A 21,740-nucleotide genomic window follows, 5' to 3' on the forward strand; every position below is an offset into this window, starting at 1 on the left:
TGTAAAGATAATACTCTAAGATGTTTTCCTTTTAAGAATTTTTGAAGATATAATATTATTGGTTCTCCATATAAACTTACACAACAATACAAAGGGGTCTTTAATCACAAACCTAACAGGTGTATTATTTAATAAAAACTTAGTTTTAAAAATTAATAATGGATTACGCTTGAGATGTTTTACCAAAGCTTTTAGGTGTAAAAAAGTACCGTTTTTAACAGGTGTAAACTCTACTTTTTCGTTTAAAGTAGATAAACAATATAAATAAGGAAAGTTGACACCAGCTAAAGCAGAAGCTTCTGTATTAAGCCAAAATCTAGGGTTAATCTCAATCACTTTATAAGTGTTATCTGTTTTGTCTAATCTAAAATCTATGTTAGCAACACCAGACCAATTCAATGCCTTCATCAAATCTTTCATTAGTTCTAATAAAGTCTCATTATGGAAAAAGCTAAATTCAAATTGAGGAGTAACTTTAATGCTCTCAACCAATACTGCTTTTTGCATTGTATAAGCTTGTATCTCACCATTTTTACACAACACACTACAAGTTACATCAAAGCCTTCTATAAATTTTTGAAGCAAAATAGGATTATCTGCTTTGCTTGTTTTAACGTATTCTAATAACTCCTTCCTATTTTTAACTAGTCTTACTCCCATTCCTCCATTAAAACCATATGTTGGTTTTGCTACTAAAGGGAAGTCCATACTAATGGCATCGTATTCAAATTTTGAATCAACAATAATACTGTCAGGGCATGGTAAATTATTAGATTTTAAAAACAGATATAGCAAATCTTTGCGTAATGCTGTTTCAAAATTAGCAAGACTAGATAAATAACAAAGTTTAGACTTACTTTTAAGCTTATGGTAATGCTCTAAAATTCTCTTTGTACTCACATCAAAAATCGGCATAACGAGATCTATATCATAAGCCTTTACTGTAGCATCTATTTTATTTATCCATTCTTCGGTTGTGGTATTTTTATAATAGATAAACTTTTCTATAAATCTAGAGTGTTTAAAACAGCTATTATCAATTGAATATTTAAAGTATCTCTTTTTATGAGAAGACAGCACATAAATCTTTACGTTTCTTACTAAAGAAAGACTATGAACCACATTAGAAAGCAAAGTGGTTTCACCATCTGGAATTAAAATAGAAAAAGTATTAGGATTATTTCTCATTCAATTGATTTTAAATCTTTTATTTACAAAAAAACCTAAATAAACAATAGCATTTATTAATTACAAACTACATCTCTAAAACGAGCCAAAAGTAAGTAATTAAACCCTATTTAAAATTTTCTTCGATAAATTGAATACTTATTCTGTTATCTATAATAAATGTTAATTCGTCGATTAAATTTGAAGTTCAACTATTTAACTAATAAATATTCAATTTCATCAACTTTTTAGCGTGTTAATAGTTTTAACAAATACTTTTACATAAATTTTTAATGCTATTAACCTAAATTAATAATTATGAAACACATTACTAAATTAGTATTACTTGTGGTTCTTGTAGTTTTTGCCTCATGTCAAAACGAAAGTACTCAAGAAATTGAAAATCAACAACAAGCCGCTTTAAGATTTGATGAAAAGGGCATGGTTGTATCTGATGGTGAAGAAGACAAGGAATTAACATTTAATGAAAGAAGTGAAAACCTTGCTACCCCAACTTTAACCAATGCAAAAACATGGGGCTCATGGGGTAACTATGGAGGTAACAACAACGGAGATGATAACGACTACACAGATTGTACTCCAGACTTGCTTGAAACTGGTTATAATACAACAGTAAACATTGAAGTTGTAGATAAGCCTGGAACTAACGCTTACTTTGATATCGCAATAGATGGTGGAGATGTAATGCAAGCTTTTTGTTCTGATAGATTACCTCACCTTGGAGCTGATGATGATTTTATTGATTTTACTGTAATATCTACTTATGACTCTGCTATTTTAGCAGGTGGAACATTTGAAGATGTTTTTACAAATTCTCAAAATTTTGATAAGGTTAACTGGATATTAAACAATATTGATTACAGTGCAGGATCTCAATATGCTTATGGTCATGTACAGTATGCTATTTGGAAACTTATTGAAGGTCCTTTCGACAATGATTACACTGACTTCTTAACTCTTACTCCTGGTGATTGGAATGACGCAGTTGATAATGCTTTAGGTGATGAAATCTATGATGCAGCAGTAGCAAATGGAGAAGGATATACACCTGAATGTGGTGGTAAAATAGGGTTACTTCTTATTCCTGCAGATTATGACAATGTACAATCACTATTAATAGTTAAAGATTTACCTGAAGCTGAGTGTAACGATTGTATTGGTGATGTAAACCAAATTACATTTAAGTGGGATTGGCATCACGATTACAGAGTTAGATTATACCAACGTTACGAAAACACCTGTTATGCAGTTAAAATATTTGATGATGTTGTAGGTCAGAACGAAGAAATGGCTGTAAGCGGTACTAATGCCGACGGTACATTTGGAAAGTGGATTTACGTTTATGTAGGTAACTGTTATTATACTAAATTCCAAGTTGATTGTAACTTAAACATTGGTCCTGGTTACAAACGTGGAGTTGTGGAAGTTGTTAGTGGAACAAGTACTTCTGGTGGAGAATTATGTGACTACGAGCCTTCTTACAATTGGTGTTGGTGGTGGTAATCATTAATAGATACCTTTAAATAAAAGAACCGTCTAAATTTTACTTTAGACGGTTTTTTTATGCATAAAAAAGTTCTAAAGCAAAAAAGCTTTTCAAAATTATGGCACTTTATCAATGCCTATTATATTTGTGAAAATTTCAAATTATTATGATAACATCAGATCAAATAAAAGATCTTAATTCCCGTCTAGATATACTTAGACAATATCTTTGACTTAGATACCAAACTTATAGAAATTGCTAACGAGGAAGAGCAAACTTTCGACCCTAATTTCTGGAACGATTCTAAAAAAGCAGAATTGGTAATGCGTTCTCTTAGAGAAAAAAAGAGTTGGGTTAATGATTATAATACTGCCAAAACACTTTTTGAAGATTTAGAAGTTATTTACGAATTCTACAAAGAAGAGGAAGCATCGTTAGACGATGTAGAATCTAGGTTTGAAAAAGCTATAAATGCTATAGAAAAACTAGAGTTTAAAAACATGCTTTCTGAAGAAGGAGATAGTCTTAGTGCTGTTTTACAAATTACAGCTGGCGCAGGAGGAACTGAATCTTGTGATTGGGCTAGTATGCTAATGCGTATGTATTTAATGTATGCAGAAAAAAGTGGCTTTAAAGTGAAAGAACTTAACCACCAAGAAGGAGATGTTGCTGGTATAAAAACAGTAACTTTAGAAATTGAAGGAGATTATGCTTTTGGATGGTTAAAAGGCGAAAATGGAGTTCATCGCTTGGTACGAATATCGCCTTTTGACAGTAATGCCAAACGTCATACAAGTTTTGCTTCTGTATACGTTTATCCTTTAGTTGATGATTCTATTGAGATCGAAATAAATCCTGCCGATATAGAAATCACAACCGCACGTTCAAGTGGTGCTGGCGGACAAAACGTTAACAAGGTAGAAACCAAAGTACAATTATTGCATAAGCCAACAGGTATACAAATTCAATGTTCCGAAACACGTTCACAGCACGATAACAGAGCCAGAGCCATGCAAATGTTAAAATCTCAGCTTTATGAGATTGAGCTACAAAAACAAATGGCACAACGTGAAGATATTGAAGCTAGCAAAATGAAAATTGAATGGGGAAGCCAGATTAGAAACTATGTAATGCATCCCTATAAATTAGTAAAAGATGTACGTACTACTCATGAAACTGGTAATGTAGATGCAGTTATGGATGGAGATTTAGAGCCTTTCTTAAAAGCGTACCTAATGATGATGGGACAAAAAAATGATGAATGACGAATATAAAATTTATCAAAACTATTGGCATAAAAATTGAACAATAAAACAACATGATAACGATTTACCACAACCCAAGATGCTCAAAGTCTAGAGAAGGACTAGCACTATTAGAACAATCTGGAAAAAAATTTGAAGTAATAAAATACATTGAGGATCTAATTAGCGAGAAAGAACTTAAGACAATTATTTCTAAATTAGGTATTGAACCTATGGATTTAATTAGAAAGAATGAAGCTATTTGGAAATCAGATTACAAAGGCAAAGAATTATCAGACGAGCAAATTATTAAAGCTATGATTAATAACCCCAAACTTATAGAGCGACCAATAATTGTTAATGGCAACAAAGCCGTAATAGGAAGACCTAAAGAATTAATTTTAGACATTGTTTAATTATGAAGAAAGCAGCACTTTTAACCTTTATACTACTCTTAGCATTTAGCACATATGCTCAGTCTCGTAGAGATCGCATGGGAAACCCGGTAATTAGCAGAGAACCAACAAAAGAAGAAATTGAAAAATATGAACAAAAGCTAGAAGACCGAAAAGATGAATTTATTGCCAATTTTTTAACTACACTAGAAGCTGATGATTTTCAAAAAGAAATCATTAAACAATACCTAAACTCCTACTTTGAAGCAAAAAAAGAGGTGTTAAAAATAAAGTACGAACATTCAATAGACAGAAAAGAAGCCATAAAAAAACTTAACGAAACACACTTTAAAGATCTTGAAGAATTAATATCAGAAAATGATATGACAAAGATAAAAGACATGATCAAAGGAGATTTCGATGAAAAAGATGTAAAAAAGAAAAAGAAGAAAAAACGCAAAAAGAAAAAGAAAGACAAAGATGAATAGTCTGCAACTATTCAAAAATTGAAAACCCATATTTTTCCTTTAACATAAGATTAACCAAATGCACCGCAAGTAAAAGTATTTTTGCTCATCTAAAAAAGCAAAACCACTAACCACTTGTAATGAAATTAAACTTAACTTTATTAGTAATCCTATTGTTTAATCTCTCATTATCTTTTGCACAAAAAGACATAAAAATTGAGGGAAAAGTTATTGAAGAAGGCACAAACATACCTCTTGAATACGCCACCATAACACTAAAATCTACCTCAGATAACAAAGTAGTAACCGGTGGAATCACTGACACTGATGGAAAATTTAGTATAGAAATCCCTTCAGGCACCTACAACATTTATGTAGAATACATTTCCTACATTACAAAAGAATACCTAAATAAAACTTTAACAGCATCTATAGACCTAGGTACTGTTAGCTTAGCATTAGATATTGCCTCCTTAGATGAAGTTACTGTTGTTGCAGAACGAACTACTGTAGAGATTAAGCTTGATAAAAAAATCTATAATGTTGGTAAAGATCTAACTGTAAGAGGTGGCACTGTAAGTGACGTACTAGACAATGTACCTTCTGTTTCTGTAGATGTAGAAGGTGCTGTATCCTTAAGAGGAAATGATGATGTTAGAATTCTTATTAATGGTAAACCCTCTGGATTAGTTGGTCTAAATTCAACAGATGCTTTAAGACAGTTACCTGCAGAATCCATTGAACGCGTTGAAGTTATCACTTCTCCATCAGCAAGGTATGATGCTGAAGGCTCAGCAGGTATATTAAATATCATATTAAGACGTAGCAAATTAGAAGGTTTAAATGGAGCTATTACAGTTAATGGTGGTTACCCATGGCAAGCTGGCATTTCTGGAAACGTAAACTATAGAACTGGAGATGTAAATATTTTCAACACCACAAGTTACGACTACAGAGAATCTCCTGGTAATGCAACTAATGAAACAGAATACTTTAACGGAGATGAGCCAAGTACATTCTTAACTGAAGATCGAGATTTTGACCGTATTCGTAAAGGGTACAGTACCAATACTGGTATAGAATGGTATATTAATGAAACCAGTTCTATTACAGCCTCTTTAGTTTATAGAGATAGTGATAACGAAAGTAATACGTTTAACCTTACCCGAGAGTTTGATTCTAACAACACACTTATTAATACAACCATTCGTAGAGACCCAGAGCTAGAAGATGATAAAACCACACAATACGCACTAAGTTTCGACAAACAATTTAATGGAGATAGTCAACATAAATTAACGTTCGACTTTCAATACGAGGATAGTAGAGAGATAGAGCAGTCAATTATTAATCAAAATGGTTTTGATGTAGAATTTGTAGAAACCGACGAAAACCAAGATCGTATTTTGCTACAGGCTGATTATGTAAAACCTATAAATGAAACAGGACAGTTTGAGTTAGGTTATCGAGGTGAATTTTTCGATTTATACACAGATTATCTCGTAGAATCCAGTTTTGATAATGGTGATACTTTTCAGGTCAATACCAATCTTAGTAACGCCCTTAACTTTAAACAGTATGTTAATGCTTTCTATACACAATACGGAAATAAAATAGGTGAGAAATTTTCTTATCTGCTAGGATTACGTTACGAAGGTACCAGAATAACAATAGACCAAGTCACTAGTAGTGATTTTAACAAAAAAGATTACCATCAACTATTTCCAACTGTAAATTTAGCTTTTGAGTTATCTGAAAACGAAAACATAACTTTAGGTTATAATAGACGTATTAGAAGACCACGTTCTAGATTTATAAATCCTTTCCCTTCAAGAAGTAGTGCCACTAACCTATTTCAAGGTAATCCAGATTTAGATCCAAGTACTTCAAATGCCTTTGATGTAGGATATTTTAAAAAGTTTGGAAAATTATCACTAACAAGTTCTATCTACTTTCAACGTGCCAAAGATGCTTTTAATTTTGTAGCATTAGAAACTGATAATTTTTACATCTATGAAACCAATCAAACTATTAATATCAACGATCCAAACTTTGAACAATTAAACGAAGATTATGATCTTGTACCTGTAATAAAACGTACTCCAATTAATTTAGCCACAAACGATCGTTTTGGTTTAGAGTTTACATTAACATACAGACCAACAAAAAAATGGAATCTTAATGGTAACTTCAACTTATTTAACTCAAGTACCAGAGGTGATTATGAAGGTCAGAACTTTGATGCAGACAATATTAGTTGGTTCATAAGATTGAATAATAAATATACGCTTCCTGGTAACATAGATTGGCAAACTCGCTTATTCTATAGAGGGCCAAGTGAAACTGCTCAAAGTAAAAACAAAGGTATTTTTTCTACAGACTTAGCTTTTAGTAAAGATTTATTTAAAGACAAAGCCTCTATAGCATTTAATGTGAGAGATCTTTTTAATTCTCGTAAACGTCGTAGTGACAACTTTACAGACACCTTTAATAACTACAGCGAATTTCAATGGCGAGTACGCTCATTTAACTTAGCGTTTACCTACCGTTTTAATCAGCAAAATAAACGCGAACGAGGTGATCGTGGTGGAGAAGGTGGTGGAGATAATTTTGATTTTGAAGGATAGACAAACTTACCTATAGCATTTTAGCAACAAAAATGACCTTTCTCATGTACAAAAGGTCATTTTTTAGTTAAATTGCTTACATGAATACTATTGCAGAACGCATATATGATTATCTTAAAGGCTTTCCTCCATTTAATTTATTAACTAAAGAACAGCTTTTATCGGTTTCAAAATCGGTAGATGTTATTTATTTAGAGAATAATCAATTTCTCTTTGAGATTGGACAACCTGTAGCTAATCATTTTTATGTTGTTAGAGATGGCGCTGTTGGCTTGTTTAGAGCCAATAATAATCTGGTAGACAAATGCGACGAGGGTGATATTTTTGGTCTTCGTGCCCTACTCCGCAAAGGCGAATATAAACTCTACGCTAAAGCTATTGAGGAAAGTATAGTTTACAGTATTTCTCTAGAAAGTCTTGAAGCTTACATTACCGCCAATATTAATGCCAGCCAGTTTCTTATGGCGAGTTTTGTATCTAACACAAGAGGAAAAAATGCAAGTGATGATGATTTTGTAAAAACGCTTCAAAACTCAACCGAATACACCTATTTACAAACAGCAGACTATTCTAAAAATCCCGTAACATGCAGAATTGATACGAGCATAAAAGAAGCTGCTAATATTATGACAGATAAGCATGTAGGCTCTATCATAATTGTAGATAATCTCAAACCAATTGGTATTATTACAGATAAGGATTTACGCACAAAAATTGCAACAGGAAAGTACCAAATAGACAATACTGTTTCTACAATTATGTCTTCACCTGTTATTACCTATCCTGAAACCATTACGGTTGCAGAAGCTCAAATTGCAATGCTAAAGCATAAGATAACGCACTTATGTATTACAAAGGATGGCACAAACAATTCTGAACTAACAGGTATTTTATCTGAACACGACATAATTGTTTTAAGAGAAAATAATGCCTCAGCATTAATAAAAGAAATAAAACGAAGTCGTTCTGCAGAGCAACTAAAAAATATAAGACAGCGTACCGAAAAACTATTAGCGCGCTACCTAGAACAGGATATTCCCATAGATTTTATATCAAGATTAGTATCTGCTATAAATGATACCATAACACAAAAAATTATTGAGTTTTCTATGGCTAAAATGAATGGTAAACCACCTGCTAAATTTACATGGTTAGCCATTGGTAGTCAAGGCAGACAAGAACAATTGTTAATGACAGACCAAGACAATGCTCTTGTTTTTGAAGATGGAAATTCAGAAAACTTGAATACTACAAAATCATACTTTTTAAAACTATCAGATTACATCAATAAAGACTTAGAATCAGTAGGTTTTGAATTATGTCCAGCCAAAATGATGGCCAATAATCCTAAGTGGTGCAAATCGGTTTCGGAATGGTCGCAACAATTTAATAGTTGGATTACAACGCCAGATCAAGATAACCTTATGCTATGCACTATTTTCTTTGATTATGAACATGTCTACGGAGACAAAGAACTTGTAAGTCAATTATCTGAAAGTATATTTAAAAGTATTGACAGTTATGATATTTTTTTAACCTATTTAGGAAGAAATGCGTTGCAAAATCCACCTCCATTAAGCTTTTTTAGACAATTTTTAGTAGAAGATAATGGAGAGCATAAAGATCAATTTGATATTAAAGCTCGCGCTATGATGCCTCTAGTAGATGCTGCACGATTATTAATTCTATCCCATAACATTAAGGCTATTAACAACACAATAGAACGTTATGAAAAACTAACAGAATTAGAACCACAAAACAAAGACACATATCTATTTTGTATTGAAGCTTATAAAAACCTCTTAACCTTCAGAACAACACAAGGGTTAAAACATGGTGACTCAGGTAGGTTTATAGACTTAGAATCTTTAGATAAAGGAAATCGTCTACAACTAAAACGTAGTTTTAAGGCTGTAAAAGAGGTTCAGGAATTAATAAAAATGCGTTTTAAACTTTCTCAATTACTTTAATAATGAATTGGTTTACACGCAAATCTTATCACGAATTTTGGGGAGCATACAAAAGTTACTTCTCAAAAACTCAAGAACAGAATATTGAACAGATTAGATTTGTCGTTTTTGATACTGAAACCACAGGTCTAGACACTAAAAATGATAGGATTTTATCTATAGGTTGCGTTGCCGTTGAAGATTTAAAAATTAAAATATCAGACCAATTAGAGTTGTACTTAAAACAAGATAAATTTAATGCTGATACTGTAAAAATACACGGTTTATTAAAAGAAGGTAAACTCACAAAAGTTGAAGAATCTAAAGCAATAGAACTCTTTTTAGACTATATAAATAATGCCGTTTTAGTGGCTCATCATGCCGCTTTTGATGTTGCAATGATTAATGCTGCTCTTACAAGATTGGGATTACCAAAACTAAGGAACAAAGTTCTTGATACTGGACATATTTTTCAGAAAACAAAAATAGACACAAGTAAAACACATTACAGCTTAGACGAATTATCTGACAGGTTTAAAATCCCACTTCACGATAGACATACAGCTTCTGGTGATGCATATATTACAGCGTTGTTATTTTTAAAGCTTGTTTCTAAATTAAATACAAATTCAAAATTCAACTTAAAAGATTTAGAAAAGACACAAAAACGTATTGGGTTGCTATAGTTTGAGTTCTTTTAAGATTTATTAATAAACAAAAAAACACATCCTAAATTGAATGTGCTTTTTGTTTATGAAAGTTATGAAATTTATTAATTAATAATCACTTTTTCTGTTCTTATAGCACCTGAAACATCTAGTTTTACAATATAAACACCAGATTGTAGAGCCTCAACATTTATTGAATTGGTATTACTTCCACTTTCCAATACTCTAGACAATACTAATCTACCTTGTACATCATAAAGATCTAATTGTGTTTTTCCAACCAACATACCGTTAATATTAAGTAAATCTGGATTGGTACTTGTATAGATTTCAAGTCCATTAAGAGCGTTAGAATCGTTAGATAAAGTTGAAGGTGAAAAGTGCAGAAAGAATCTACCAGTACCTTCCAAATCTTCTATTGCTGTAAAGCTATAGGTATTAGAATTCAGTAATGTAAAAGTATTATCTAAATTATCCTCAAGATAAATATTAATGTCTTCTGATAAATCGTTCTCATGGATATTAATAATAATATTGTCACCAACAGAAGCATTCATTCCTAAAGGAACCACTACACTTTCCATGTCCTCAAAAGACAAACATTGAATAGCAAGATCAACACCAACATTATCAGTAACTAAATGAGAATACAATGAAAAATCAGCGTCACTAGCATCTAAAGATCCTGCATCGTATCCAACATCTAAACCAGACGAACAATTATCGGAAAAATAAAAATCTGTATCGTAGTTATTTGCGTTACTTTCAACTCTCAAACTAAGGTGAGAAATTGAATTATTTCTTCCTAAAATAAAATCATCATTACCATTAGTAGTTCTCATTGCTGACGTAAAAGATAAGTTATTTGTTCCTCCAGTACCATTAGAGAATACAAAAAATCCTTGTCCTGGTGCAATATTTTTACCAACATTCTGAATATTGTTTATAATTGTCCATATACCTGAACCGTCCGTACCTGAATTATAACCATAAACCGCATTATAATTAGAATCTAGAACATCATTACCAGTTGATCCATTTTCACTTATAAACATTTGAGCATCTATATAACTAGTATAAGGATTACCTACTAAATTCCACGAACTAGAAGCTCCAGCAGAAATTGTTGTGTTAACATTACCAACATTAACAGCACCTGTGAATACCACAGGACTTCCGTCTACTGTTGCTCCACGATAGCCTTTACCAGCTTCAAGCGGTGTGGTTTCGTTCACAACGATATCATAATTCTCATAATTACCAGAAACATTATTAAATGGTGCAAAAGCTCTAATATTGTTAAGGGCTGCTATGTTTTTATTCCAATCAGCGAAGTCACTAAAAGCCTCCATAGTTCCATCTGTTACGGGAGAGGATATTAAATCATTTCCACCTCCTGAAGATGTACCGATTTGGTTAACATATCTCTTATACCTCGCTCTACCAGTTACAGTACTTGTAGATGAAGGATTTAAACTAGAGTAAGCATCAGAATCTGACTCTAAAACGATACTATTCGCTGTTAAACTCACACCCGAATCTACGATTAGGTTTCCATCAGGATTTACAGTAACAGTATTAAATGTTGTGTTTGTAGTTATGTTGGCATCACCAGAAACCACAACTAAATCTTCTAGATCTGTGGCTACACCATTAGGATCATTACCATCTTGCCAACCATTATCATATACATAATCTGGACCTTTATGGATGGTGAAATTATCTTCAACAACTCCATATCTATTTAAAAACTTCATCGAAAGATTATTGCCATCAACTTCTAAAATACCTGTACCATACTGTTTCACAGCATAAAACATAGCGTTATGATCAAGTTCTCCATTAGCAACACGAGATGCAGTTGCATTTACCGAATATACTGTTCCTAGTCCAGCATTTTCTCCAACATTACTTTTACTGTATGCACCATCATTAGTAGATCTTCCATCACCATCACCATTTGGACCAACGGCGTGTGTTGCAAAATCAAAAGATGCAGATTCTCCATAATGTCCATTAATAAAATAAGATCTTTCATAGACCTCGGTGTGACCTGCAATAATTAAATCTATTCCATTTGCTTCTAGCATTGGTATAATATTCTCTCGCATTTCTATTAGCTGTATTTCTGCTGGATCACCATTATATTGCACGCCTTCAGAAGTATGGTATCCTTTTGAATATGGTGGATGGTGCCAGATTCCAACAACCCATTGCTGTGTCGTGTTTTGAATATCATTTAGAGCCCAATTATACATAGTACCACCTACAGATCTGTCTTCATCAAAAGAATTTAATACTATGAAGTGAACATTCCCATAATCAAATGAATAATACGATTCAGTACCAGATGCTACACCACCAGACTCACCTAATGTTGGAAATGTAAAAATATCATAATAAGCTCCTATTGGAGCGGTCGTATTATTAACGTATTGTCCATCTATGTTCCCGATGGTAGACCAAACAATTGAACTTTGCAATTTATAAAAGTATGTATTAAACAAACTATTTTGAAATTGAGCATCAGTTCCCTTTGAATCTGCATTATCACCAGTCAAAATAATGCCATCTGTGATATTACTCCCTATATAAGAATAATATGCATCTCTCACCTCAGCTGCTGCAGCTGAATTAGAACTAAAACCAGCTTTACCTATACCTCCAAGAATCCAAAACGTATAAGGGTCTGCTGTACCAATTGTAGGATGAGTCTTAAAATAAATATCTGTGTTATTTGACATGATACTACCACCAGTTCCTATTCTGTAATAATATACAGTTCCCGAAGCTAAACCAGTAATTTCAAGCTCATGATCTACTTTTAGGGTAGCGTCGCTTAACGTTGAGTAGGTTGTAAATGTTACATCTGTACTATATTCAACAACCGATGTATCATCTACATCTGTTCTCCATTTTATAGTAACACCTGTCTCAGTCCCTTTCTGGAGATATGGTCCCCTTACTATAGCTTGTCCGAATGAAGACAATGATACTAGTAATAAAAACAATAATGTGTAATTTCTTTTCATATATTTATTTTTTAAGCTCAATTTTTTTTGTCTTTAGTTCTGAATAAAATTCTCTCATAAATTTGGCGTTCCGTATTCTATGAGGCAATTTTTTATAACTATCTTCTGCCTTATCTATTGAAATCTTTGCCTCTTCAAATTTTTCTTGTTGAATTTGAATATTAGCGAGTTCTAGATAAGCCCGTTCTTTTCTATTACTTATTTTAATTACTTTATTTTGGAATTTCACAGCAGAATCTAGGTCTTGCATCTCAATATAATTTGAAATAAGTTCGTTATACAAAACAATAATATCTCCTAATTTTTCAATACCTTCAATCAATATAGACTGTGATCGTTTATGACCATACTCAGTACCTATTGCATACCATGCTTTTGAAGCGTATAGGTAATCCTCTGGAAGAGCTGCTTCAGAGTTTAATATAGCTTCATCATATAAGTTCGCGGCCTTTTCATATTTACTTTTTTTGAAGTATATATCTGCCAATAACTTTAGAGCACCAACATTACCAGAATCTTCTTTTAGGATTCTTTTGATAGTTCTTATGCTCTTTGAAAAATTTTCAAGATGATAATTACTTTTTGCTATATAGAAATCCTGCTCAACAGATTCTAATCCCAATTTACTTGAAGACTTAAAATCTTTTAAACTATTAATGTAATTACTGTGTTGATAATAAAGTTTACCTCTTTTGAAATATAAATTGGCACTGTCTGGATTCTTATGAATCTCTTCGGTAACTTCCTGTATTCGTTTGTGTAAATCACCATGTGCATTAAGAGCTGTACTTGAGAGCACAAAAGATAATATGTAGAGTAATCTAAATCGCAAAGTTTATAATTGTTTGGGGTAATTAATAGCATATCAAAAGAAATCAAAATTCAAACAGAATTTGAATAATTTAGACCAAGTGTAATATTACTTGTTTAAATACAATGAGCTAGACAAACAAACGCATAAAAGCAAATTAAACTACTAACCCTCAAAATGTTAAAATAAAAAAACACATCCAATATTGGATGTGTTTTCTCCTAACTAAAATTAATTAAACAACAGATTATTGTTACATTAACTGCTTCATCATATTTTTAAGCTACTACACTTAATTTCTTTTTTGTTTTAATTTCATTGTCTTTTGCTTCAAATTGATTAGAGGTGTTTTTTTCACCACCTGCTTTTAAAGCATTATCACCAGCAAAGAATGTTTTATGGTCATCACCAAGGTCAGAGCCTGCCATTCTTTGGTGTTTTACGCAAGACACACCTTTTCTAATTTCTTGACGCTGCACATCTCTAACATAAGCTAACATACCATCTTTACCAAAGTAGCCTTCTGTTAGATTATTCATATGTAATGCTGTGGTATGGTATGTTGGTAATGTAATTAAATGGTGGAAAATACCAGCTTCTCTAGCTCCATCTATTTGGAATGTCTTAATTTTTTCATCTGCTCTATGGCATAGTTCTGTACCATCATACTCAGCATTCATAAGGTTGTTTCTGTCGTAAGCTGTCATATTTTCACCTTCAGCTAGCATTTCTTCAAATACTTGTTTACGGAAATTTAAAGTCCAATTGAATGAAGGCGAGTTATTATACACCAATTTAGCATTAGGCACAACTTCTCTCACTCTATTCACCATATGTGCAATTTGCTTCACATTTGGTGTTGGTGTTTCAATCCATAATAAATCGGCACCATTTTGAAGACTTGTAATACAATCTAGCACTACTCTATCAATGTTAGAACCATCTTTGAACTTATATAAACCATTTGGTAATCTTATTGGTCTTACCAACTTACCATTACGCTTTAATAAAACCTCATCTTCTTTTACTTCATCCATAGTTACTTCTTCAACATCAACAAAAGCTAAATATTTTGAAGCCAAATCACCTGGTTCCTTACTTACAGGTAATTTTTGTGTTAATCCAGCACCCTCGGAATCGGTACGTGCTACAATGATACCATCATCTACACCAAGTTCTAAAAAGGCATAACGTACAGCATTCAATTTTGCTATAAAATCTTCATGCGGAACGGTTACTTTTCCATCTTGATGTCCACATTGCTTTGCATCAGACACCTGATTTTCAATCTGAATAGCGCAAGCACCAGCTTGAATCATCTTTTTTGCCAATAAATATGTAGCTTCCTCATTACCAAAACCAGCATCGATATCTGCTATGATTGGCACAACATGTGTTTCAAAATTGTCTAATTCATTTTGAACATCTTCACCACTAGCTTGCCTTCTAAACAAATCGTTAAGCTCAATGGCATCTGCTTGGCGTAAGAAATCGTAAATCTCTGCGATTAATGCAGGCACAGCTGTTTTTTCGTGCATAGATTGGTCTGGTAATGGTCCAAATTCTGAACGTAATGCAGCAACCATCCAACCAGATAAATATAGGTAGCGCTTGCTTGTTGTCTTATGATGCTTCTTAACAGCAATCATTTTTTGCTGCGCTACAAAACCGTGCCAGCAACCTAAAGATTGTGTGTAATTAGATGCATCTGCATCGTAATCCGCCATATCTTGACGCATTATTGCAGCTGTATATTTAGCAATATCTAAACCTGTTTTAAAACGGTTTTGGGTTGCCATTCTGGCAGCGTTCTCTGGGTTAATAGCTGCCCAGTTGTTTCCAAATTTTTTCTTTAAATCTTTAACAGTCTGCAAGGCAGAAGCATAGTTAGATTGTGGTAAATTTTTCATAATTTTGAAGTGTATTAATGATATATTAGATTTAATATGAATCCCGTATAATGTTGCCGCATTAGCGGGATTTTTTTGATTATAATTGTTTATATGCCGAAAGGGTTAAGAACTCTTCAAACTCTGGTTGTGTTACTAATCTTTTAAACAAGTTTATAGCATCACAAAACTTAGTATTCTTAATCTTACCTTCTCCTACTTCTCTGATAATTTTTTCAACTTCATCATCAAAAATTGTATCGAACAACTCTCGATTAAATTGTCTACCATCTTCAAGAAATGCTTCATTCTTTAACCATTGCCATACTTGTGTTCTAGAAATTTCTGCTGTTGCCGCATCTTCCATTAAATTGTAAAGTGCAACTGCTCCAAATCCTCTTAACCAAGCTTCCATATATAGTATACCAACATTAATGTTTTTTCTAATGCCAGCCTCGGTTATAGTGCCTTGTGGTATTTCTACCAAATCGGCTTCTGTTACAGTTATATCTTCTCGCTTTCTAAAGATTTGATTTGGTGTTGGCATATACTTATCAAATTCTTTCATAGCTACTTCAACTAATGCAGGATGCGCCACCCAAGTACCATCGTGACCATTTTTAGCTTCACGCTCTTTGTCGATTCTTACTTTTTCTAAAGCTTGTGCATTTGCGGTTGGATTATTTTTAATCGGAATTTGTGCTGCCATTCCTCCCATAGCATGAATACCTCTTTTGTGGCAACGCTGAATTACCAAATTAGAATACGCAGCCATAAAAGGAGTTGTCATTGTTACCTGATCGCGATTTGGAACTACAAAGCCTTCGTGGTTTCTGAACTTTTTGATATAAGAAAAAATATAATCCCAGCGACCACAGTTTAAACCAACAATATGGTCTTTCAATTCGTATATAAATTCATCTAACTGAAAACTTGCTGTTATAGTCTCTACTAACAATGTTGCTTTAAACTTGCCCTGAGGTACACCAAGATAAGCTTGAGCATATTCAAAAACTTCGTTCCACCAACGTGCCTCCAAATAGTGTTCTAGTTTTGGTAAATAAAAATATGGAGCAGACCCTTTTTTCATTAATGTCTTGGTATTGTGAAACACATACAAACCAAAATCTACCAAACTGCCAGACATTTCTTCTTCATTTACCAATAAATGACGCTCGTTGAGATGCAAACCTCGTGGTCTCACCAAAAGCACTGCTGTTTCTTCTTTAAGCTTATAATACTTACCTCTTGCTTCATCTCTAAGTTCTATGGTTTTAGTATTGGCATCTCTTAGATTGATTTGACCTTCTATATTGTTTGCCCAACTCGGAGCATTACTATCCTCAAAATCTGCCATAAAGGTTTTTGCACCAGAGTTAAGTGCATTAATCACCATTTTACGGTCTACAGGACCTGTGATTTCTACACGTCTATCTAATAAATCATCAGGAATTGGAGCTGCTGTCCAATCAGATTCTCTAATTTCTTTAGTTTCAACAGGAAATGAAGGAAACTTACCTGAATCAAAAACGGACTGCTGCTTTTCGCGACGTTCTAATAAAGCAAGTCTTTTATCATTGAATTTTTCGTGCAATGCATTTAAAAACACTAACGCCTCTTCTGTTAATATTTCTGGATAAACATTTTTTACTGCTGGAGCAAATTTTACGTTTTGTTGATTTGTTGTTGAAATTTCCATAACCTTTTGATTTTGATGAAACAATGTTACAACGTATTTTTTAAAAAAACAAGCGAACGTTCGCTATTTTTTATTTTTCGCTAAAAACATATATTCGCAAATAGTACTATATTTGTAACTATGGAACAAGATTATATCAAACTAATTTTTGGATTAAAACTAAAGCAAATCCGCACAGATCGTGGGCTTTCATTATTTGGACTCTCTAAGCTTTCAGGATTATCAAAGTCTTATTTAAATGAGATTGAAAAAGGAAAAAAATATCCAAAACCAGATAAAATTGCTGCCTTATCTGAACATTTAGAAGTAAGTTATGACGAATTGGTATCCTTAAAACTAGATAAAAACCTAGCTCCAATTGGTGAAATCTTACAATCTAAACTACTAAAGGAAATACCTTTAGAGCTATTCGGTATTCAAGAAAGTACACTTATAGATATTATATCTAATGCTCCTGTAAAAGTTACCGCTTTTATTAGCACCATTATTGAGATTGCTAAGAACTATAACTTTAGTAGAGAAAACTTTTTCTTGGCTTCGGTTCGATCTTTTCAAGAAGCCAACTATAATTATTTTGAAGATTTAGAACAACAGGTTCTTAAGTTTGCAAAAACTTACCATGTAGATCTTTCAAAAAAAATTACTTCAAAAGAATTAGAAGATATTTTAATAGAAGAGTTTGGCTACAACATCAACAACGACGAGTTAGAAGCACATAGCGAGTTAGACAACCTTAGATCTATATTTGTTCCAAAAACAAAAACATTACTAATTACCAAAAGTATCGATGATGCACAGCGTGCTTTTATTTACGCAAAGGAATTAGCTTATAATTACTTAAATATAAAAGATCGTTTGTATACTTTTTCTTGGATTAAGTTTGACAATTTTGATGAAGTTTTAAATAATTTTTATGCTTCCTATTTTGCTGGAGCACTAATCATACCTAAAGAAAGTATAGTTGAAAACCTAAAAATTCTGTTTGAACAACAGGAATTTAAAACCGAAGATTTTGAAGACTTATTACAAAAGTATAATGCGTCACCAGAAAGTATATACCAAAGATTAACGAACATACTTCCAAAAGAATTTAAGTTGAAAAATTTGTTCTTTTTAAGATTCTCGCACAAAAAAGGAACGGACAACTTTTACCTTAACAAAGAATTACATTTAGAAAAACAACAATCACCAAGAGCAAGAGAAACCAATGAACACTATTGTAGAAAATGGGCTTCTATTAAAGTATTACAAGCCATTAGTGCCAACAATACAGATCATGAATTCTCAATTCAAATTTCTGATTATGTCACCGAAAACAAGAAATATTTGGTACTGGCATCTGCAACCAAAGACCCTTTTAAGCAAAACCGATACCGCAGTATCTCTATTGGTATTCAGTTAAATGCTCAATTACAACGAAAAGTCAATTTTCTAAACCATAAAGACATAGAAACACCTCATGTTGGTGTTACTTGCGAGGGCTGTGGAGTAATTAACTGTAACGTTAGAAAATCACCACCAACCGTATTAGAATCCATAAACAAAGAGGCTAAAACAGCTGAGGTTGTACAAGAGATTACTAATAAATATAGCTAAATGATATTCGCAATTTCACTATAACTGATTTCCTCAAAACTAGTTATAATCTTGTTGGCCAAAGAGTAATCTTGATGTGATGAATGTGGACTTTTAAAACCCACACAATAAATACCAGCAGAATGTGCTGCTTTTATTCCGTTGGTTGAATCTTCAATTACCAAACACTCAGACTTACTAAAGCCTGTAGATTCGGCTGCTTTAATAAAAATTTCTGGATGTGGTTTTGATTTTTTTAAATCTGCTCCACTAAATTTTGCACTGAAATACTGATTAAGGTCAAAGCGTTCAAAAATCTGTTTAATACCTAGCATTGAAGCCGAAGATGCTACAACCAACTTTACATCATTGCTATGATAATCCTGTATTCTATCTAACACACCATCAATAAGCTCTAAATCATCATTTTCAAAAAAGATTTTATAATGCTTACGCTTTAAACTTACTAATTCTTCTGGTGTTTCATTTAAATTGAAGTGATCTACCAATCGCTTACAAATATTAATTGTGGACTGCCCTGTAAAAGAAGCATACAAATCTTCATCTACGTTAATATTAACATCATCAAACATTTGATGGTAGGCTTTTCGGTGCAATGGCTCTGTATCTACAATAACTCCATCCATATCAAACAGCACAGCTTTTAACATAACAATTTAATTTTTTGCTAAGTTAGAAAAGAAGCCAAGAAAAGCACCATAGCAGAAAACAAAAATCCCAAATTCCATTGCACACATATTTTTCTGGAATCTGGGATTTGAAAATTAACTTTTAGTGTTGTTACAATACATTATCCATAATCTCTTGAACAACTTCTGGATTTAGCAATGTACTTGTATCACCAAGATTACTAGTATCATTAGACGCAATTTTTCTTAAGATACGTCGCATAATCTTGCCAGATCGTGTTTTAGGCAATCCTGTTGTAAACTGAATTTTATCCAACTTAGCAATAGGACCAATACGATCTGTTATTAATTGATTAATTTCCTTTCTTACGTTTTCATGATTTCTACTTTCACCTGTATCTTTTAAGGTTATATAACCATAAAGTGCATTTCCTTTAACGTCGTGAGGGAAACCAACAATAGCAGATTCTGCTACTGCCTGATGCTCATTAATAGCATCCTCAATTGGTGCTGTACCTAAGTTATGGCCAGACACGATGATAACATCATCTACTCTTCCTGTAATTCTGTAATAACCTACTTCATCTCTAAGCGCACCATCACCTGTAAAATACATGTCTTCAAACGCAGAAAAATAAGTATCCTTATAACGTTGATGATTTCCCCAAATGGTTCTTGCCATAGATGGCCAAGGGAATTTTATACAAAGTCTACCATCAACTTGGTTGCCTTTTATTTCCTTGCCTTCTTCATTCATTAATGCAGGTTGAATTCCTATAAAAGGCAAAGTTGCATAGGTTGGTTTTGTTGGTGTTGAGAATGGAATTGGTGTAATCATAATTCCACCTGTTTCGGTTTGCCACCATGTATCCACAATAGGGCTTTTCTTTTTACCAACATTATCATTGTACCAGTGCCAAGCTTCTTCATTAATTGGCTCACCAACTGAACCTAGTACTTTTAATGATGATAGATCGTATTTATCAACCAGTTCAGTACCGTGTTTTGCTAACGCTCTAATTGCTGTTGGTGCGGTGTAAAATTGGTTTACTTTATGTTTTTCTACAATATCCCAAAAACGTCCAAAATCTGGATAACTTGGTACACCTTCAAACATTACGGTTGTTGCACCATTACATAATGGTCCGTAAACAATGTAGCTGTGTCCCGTAATCCAACCTATATCAGCCGTACACCAATACACATCATCTTCGCGATATTGAAACACATTTTTGAACGTGTAAGCAGAATACACCATATATCCTCCAGTGGTATGCAACATACCTTTTGGCATACCTGTAGAACCTGATGTATACAGAATGAACAATGGATCTTCAGCATCCATAACAGTTGCTGTTAAATCGTTATATGCTTCATCTAGCAATGGTTGTAACCACTCATCGCGTCCTTCTTTCATATTTATTTCTGAATTGATGCGCTTAGCCACCAAAACACTTTCTACTCCTGGACAATCTTCTAAAGCTTCATCTACAATACCTTTTAAATCTATAGTTTTTGAACCTCTGTACGATCCATCTGATGTTATCACCATTTTTGCATCACAGTCATTTATACGTGTTGATAATGCTGTAGCTGAAAATCCTGCAAAAACAACCGAGTGTACTGCTCCAATACGAGCACATGCCAATACAGAAATTGCTAATTCTGGTATCATTGGTAAATAAATACATACACGATCCCCTTTTTTTATACCCTTGTCTAATAATACATTAGCAAACTTACAGACGCGTTCGTGTAATTGCTTGTAAGTAATGTGTTCTGCCGGCTCATTAGGATCATTGGGCTCAAACAAAATTGCTGTTTTATCTCCCCTTGTATGCAAATGTCTATCGATACAGTTTTCTGTAATATTCAACTTTGCACCTTCAAACCATTTTATTTCTGGTTTTTTAAAATCCCAACTCAATACATTGTCCCATTTTTTTCGCCACACAAAGTGCTCTTCAGCGATTTCTTCCCAAAAGGCCTCTGGATTTCTTACAGACTTTCTATAAACTTGAAAATACTCTTCAAAGTGTTTAATATGATAATTACTCATA

Annotated in this window: 15 protein-coding genes; 8 read left to right on the forward strand and 7 right to left on the reverse strand. The window is 33.0% G+C overall.

Annotated features, from left to right (window positions below; all coding sequences use genetic code 11):
• Window positions 1-15: 15 nt before the first annotated feature.
• Entirely contained in the window at window positions 16-1,188 is a 1,173-nt protein-coding gene (locus MST30_RS14170; protein ID WP_243472061.1) for an ATP-grasp domain-containing protein, read from the reverse strand.
• 297 nt (window positions 1,189-1,485) lie between these two features.
• Between MST30_RS14170 and MST30_RS14175 the strand changes: the two genes are divergently transcribed.
• From MST30_RS14175 to MST30_RS14205, 7 genes are all read left to right on the forward strand, one after another.
• Window positions 1,486-2,691: a hypothetical protein gene (locus MST30_RS14175; protein ID WP_243472062.1), complete on the forward strand. Its 1,206-nt coding sequence runs from the start codon at window positions 1,486-1,488 to the stop codon at window positions 2,689-2,691.
• Between the two features lie 149 nt (window positions 2,692-2,840).
• Window positions 2,841-3,939, forward strand: a protein-coding gene (gene prfB, locus MST30_RS14180; protein ID WP_243472063.1) for a peptide chain release factor 2 whose coding sequence is annotated in 2 segments (ribosomal slippage) — window positions 2,841-2,903 and window positions 2,905-3,939 — 1,098 coding nt in all. Because the reading frame shifts where the segments join, the coding sequence is not laid out codon by codon here.
• 53 nt (window positions 3,940-3,992) lie between these two features.
• A complete protein-coding gene (gene arsC, locus MST30_RS14185) occupies window positions 3,993-4,334 on the forward strand; it encodes an arsenate reductase (glutaredoxin) (RefSeq protein WP_243472064.1) in 342 nt (113 codons plus the stop codon).
• Between the two features lie 2 nt (window positions 4,335-4,336).
• Window positions 4,337-4,801 (forward strand): hypothetical protein, encoded by a 465-nt coding sequence (locus MST30_RS14190; protein ID WP_243472065.1) that lies wholly within the window; start codon window positions 4,337-4,339, stop codon window positions 4,799-4,801.
• 119 nt (window positions 4,802-4,920) lie between these two features.
• Window positions 4,921-7,407, forward strand: a complete 2,487-nt coding sequence (locus tag MST30_RS14195; protein WP_243472066.1) for a TonB-dependent receptor — start codon at window positions 4,921-4,923, stop codon at window positions 7,405-7,407.
• 80 nt (window positions 7,408-7,487) lie between these two features.
• A complete protein-coding gene (locus tag MST30_RS14200; protein WP_243472067.1) occupies window positions 7,488-9,377 on the forward strand; it encodes a DUF294 nucleotidyltransferase-like domain-containing protein in 1,890 nt (629 codons plus the stop codon).
• Window positions 9,378-9,379: 2 nt separating this feature from the next.
• Entirely contained in the window at window positions 9,380-10,042 is a 663-nt protein-coding gene (locus tag MST30_RS14205; RefSeq protein ID WP_243472068.1) for a 3'-5' exonuclease, read from the forward strand.
• A gap of 86 nt (window positions 10,043-10,128) precedes the next feature.
• Here the strand turns inward: MST30_RS14205 and MST30_RS14210 are convergent, their stop codons facing one another.
• The 4 genes from MST30_RS14210 to aceB form a co-directional block, all read right to left on the reverse strand.
• On the reverse strand, window positions 10,129-13,056 hold the full coding sequence (locus tag MST30_RS14210) for a T9SS type A sorting domain-containing protein (RefSeq protein WP_243472069.1): 2,928 nt from the start codon (window positions 13,054-13,056) through the stop codon (window positions 10,129-10,131).
• Window positions 13,057-13,060: 4 nt separating this feature from the next.
• On the reverse strand, window positions 13,061-13,888 hold the full coding sequence (locus MST30_RS14215) for a tetratricopeptide repeat protein (protein ID WP_243472070.1): 828 nt from the start codon (window positions 13,886-13,888) through the stop codon (window positions 13,061-13,063).
• Window positions 13,889-14,145: 257 nt separating this feature from the next.
• On the reverse strand, window positions 14,146-15,777 hold the full coding sequence (locus MST30_RS14220) for an isocitrate lyase (protein WP_243472071.1): 1,632 nt from the start codon (window positions 15,775-15,777) through the stop codon (window positions 14,146-14,148).
• Window positions 15,778-15,856: 79 nt separating this feature from the next.
• A complete protein-coding gene (aceB, locus tag MST30_RS14225) occupies window positions 15,857-17,455 on the reverse strand; it encodes a malate synthase A (protein WP_243472072.1) in 1,599 nt (532 codons plus the stop codon).
• A gap of 120 nt (window positions 17,456-17,575) precedes the next feature.
• On the opposite strand from aceB, the gene MST30_RS14230 reads away from it, so the two are divergent.
• A complete protein-coding gene (locus tag MST30_RS14230) occupies window positions 17,576-19,051 on the forward strand; it encodes a helix-turn-helix domain-containing protein (protein WP_243472073.1) in 1,476 nt (491 codons plus the stop codon).
• Here the strand turns inward: MST30_RS14230 and MST30_RS14235 are convergent.
• Both MST30_RS14235 and acs read right to left on the reverse strand, forming a co-directional pair.
• Window positions 19,048-19,701 (reverse strand): HAD family hydrolase, encoded by a 654-nt coding sequence (locus MST30_RS14235; protein WP_243472074.1) that lies wholly within the window; start codon window positions 19,699-19,701, stop codon window positions 19,048-19,050. The genes MST30_RS14230 and MST30_RS14235 overlap by 4 nt on opposite strands.
• 130 nt (window positions 19,702-19,831) lie before the next feature.
• The gene (gene acs / locus MST30_RS14240) at window positions 19,832-21,739 is read right to left on the reverse strand and encodes an acetate--CoA ligase (RefSeq protein ID WP_243472075.1); all 1,908 of its coding nucleotides are present in this window, start codon (window positions 21,737-21,739) and stop codon (window positions 19,832-19,834) included.
• Window position 21,740: the final 1 nt, after the last annotated feature.

The organism is Winogradskyella sp. MH6 (assembly GCF_022810765.1).
Taxonomy (GTDB): domain Bacteria; phylum Bacteroidota; class Bacteroidia; order Flavobacteriales; family Flavobacteriaceae; genus Winogradskyella.

Bases quoted from the DNA above. Each gene is read 5' to 3' on its own strand.
- MST30_RS14235 (WP_243472074.1), bottom strand. From the start codon at position 19,701: ATGTTAAAAGCTGTGCTGTTTGATATGGATGGAGTTATTGTAGATACA.
- acs (WP_243472075.1), bottom strand. From the start codon at position 21,739: ATGAGTAATTATCATATTAAACACTTTGAAGAGTATTTTCAAGTTTAT.
- MST30_RS14205 (WP_243472068.1), top strand. From the start codon at position 9,380: ATGAATTGGTTTACACGCAAATCTTATCACGAATTTTGGGGAGCATAC.
- MST30_RS14195 (WP_243472066.1), top strand. From the start codon at position 4,921: ATGAAATTAAACTTAACTTTATTAGTAATCCTATTGTTTAATCTCTCA.
- MST30_RS14200 (WP_243472067.1), top strand. From the start codon at position 7,488: ATGAATACTATTGCAGAACGCATATATGATTATCTTAAAGGCTTTCCT.
- MST30_RS14175 (WP_243472062.1), top strand. From the start codon at position 1,486: ATGAAACACATTACTAAATTAGTATTACTTGTGGTTCTTGTAGTTTTT.
- MST30_RS14210 (WP_243472069.1), bottom strand. From the start codon at position 13,056: ATGAAAAGAAATTACACATTATTGTTTTTATTACTAGTATCATTGTCT.
- MST30_RS14170 (WP_243472061.1), bottom strand. From the start codon at position 1,188: ATGAGAAATAATCCTAATACTTTTTCTATTTTAATTCCAGATGGTGAA.
- MST30_RS14190 (WP_243472065.1), top strand. From the start codon at position 4,337: ATGAAGAAAGCAGCACTTTTAACCTTTATACTACTCTTAGCATTTAGC.
- MST30_RS14220 (WP_243472071.1), bottom strand. From the start codon at position 15,777: ATGAAAAATTTACCACAATCTAACTATGCTTCTGCCTTGCAGACTGTT.
- MST30_RS14230 (WP_243472073.1), top strand. From the start codon at position 17,576: ATGGAACAAGATTATATCAAACTAATTTTTGGATTAAAACTAAAGCAA.
- arsC (WP_243472064.1), top strand. From the start codon at position 3,993: ATGATAACGATTTACCACAACCCAAGATGCTCAAAGTCTAGAGAAGGA.
- aceB (WP_243472072.1), bottom strand. From the start codon at position 17,455: ATGGAAATTTCAACAACAAATCAACAAAACGTAAAATTTGCTCCAGCA.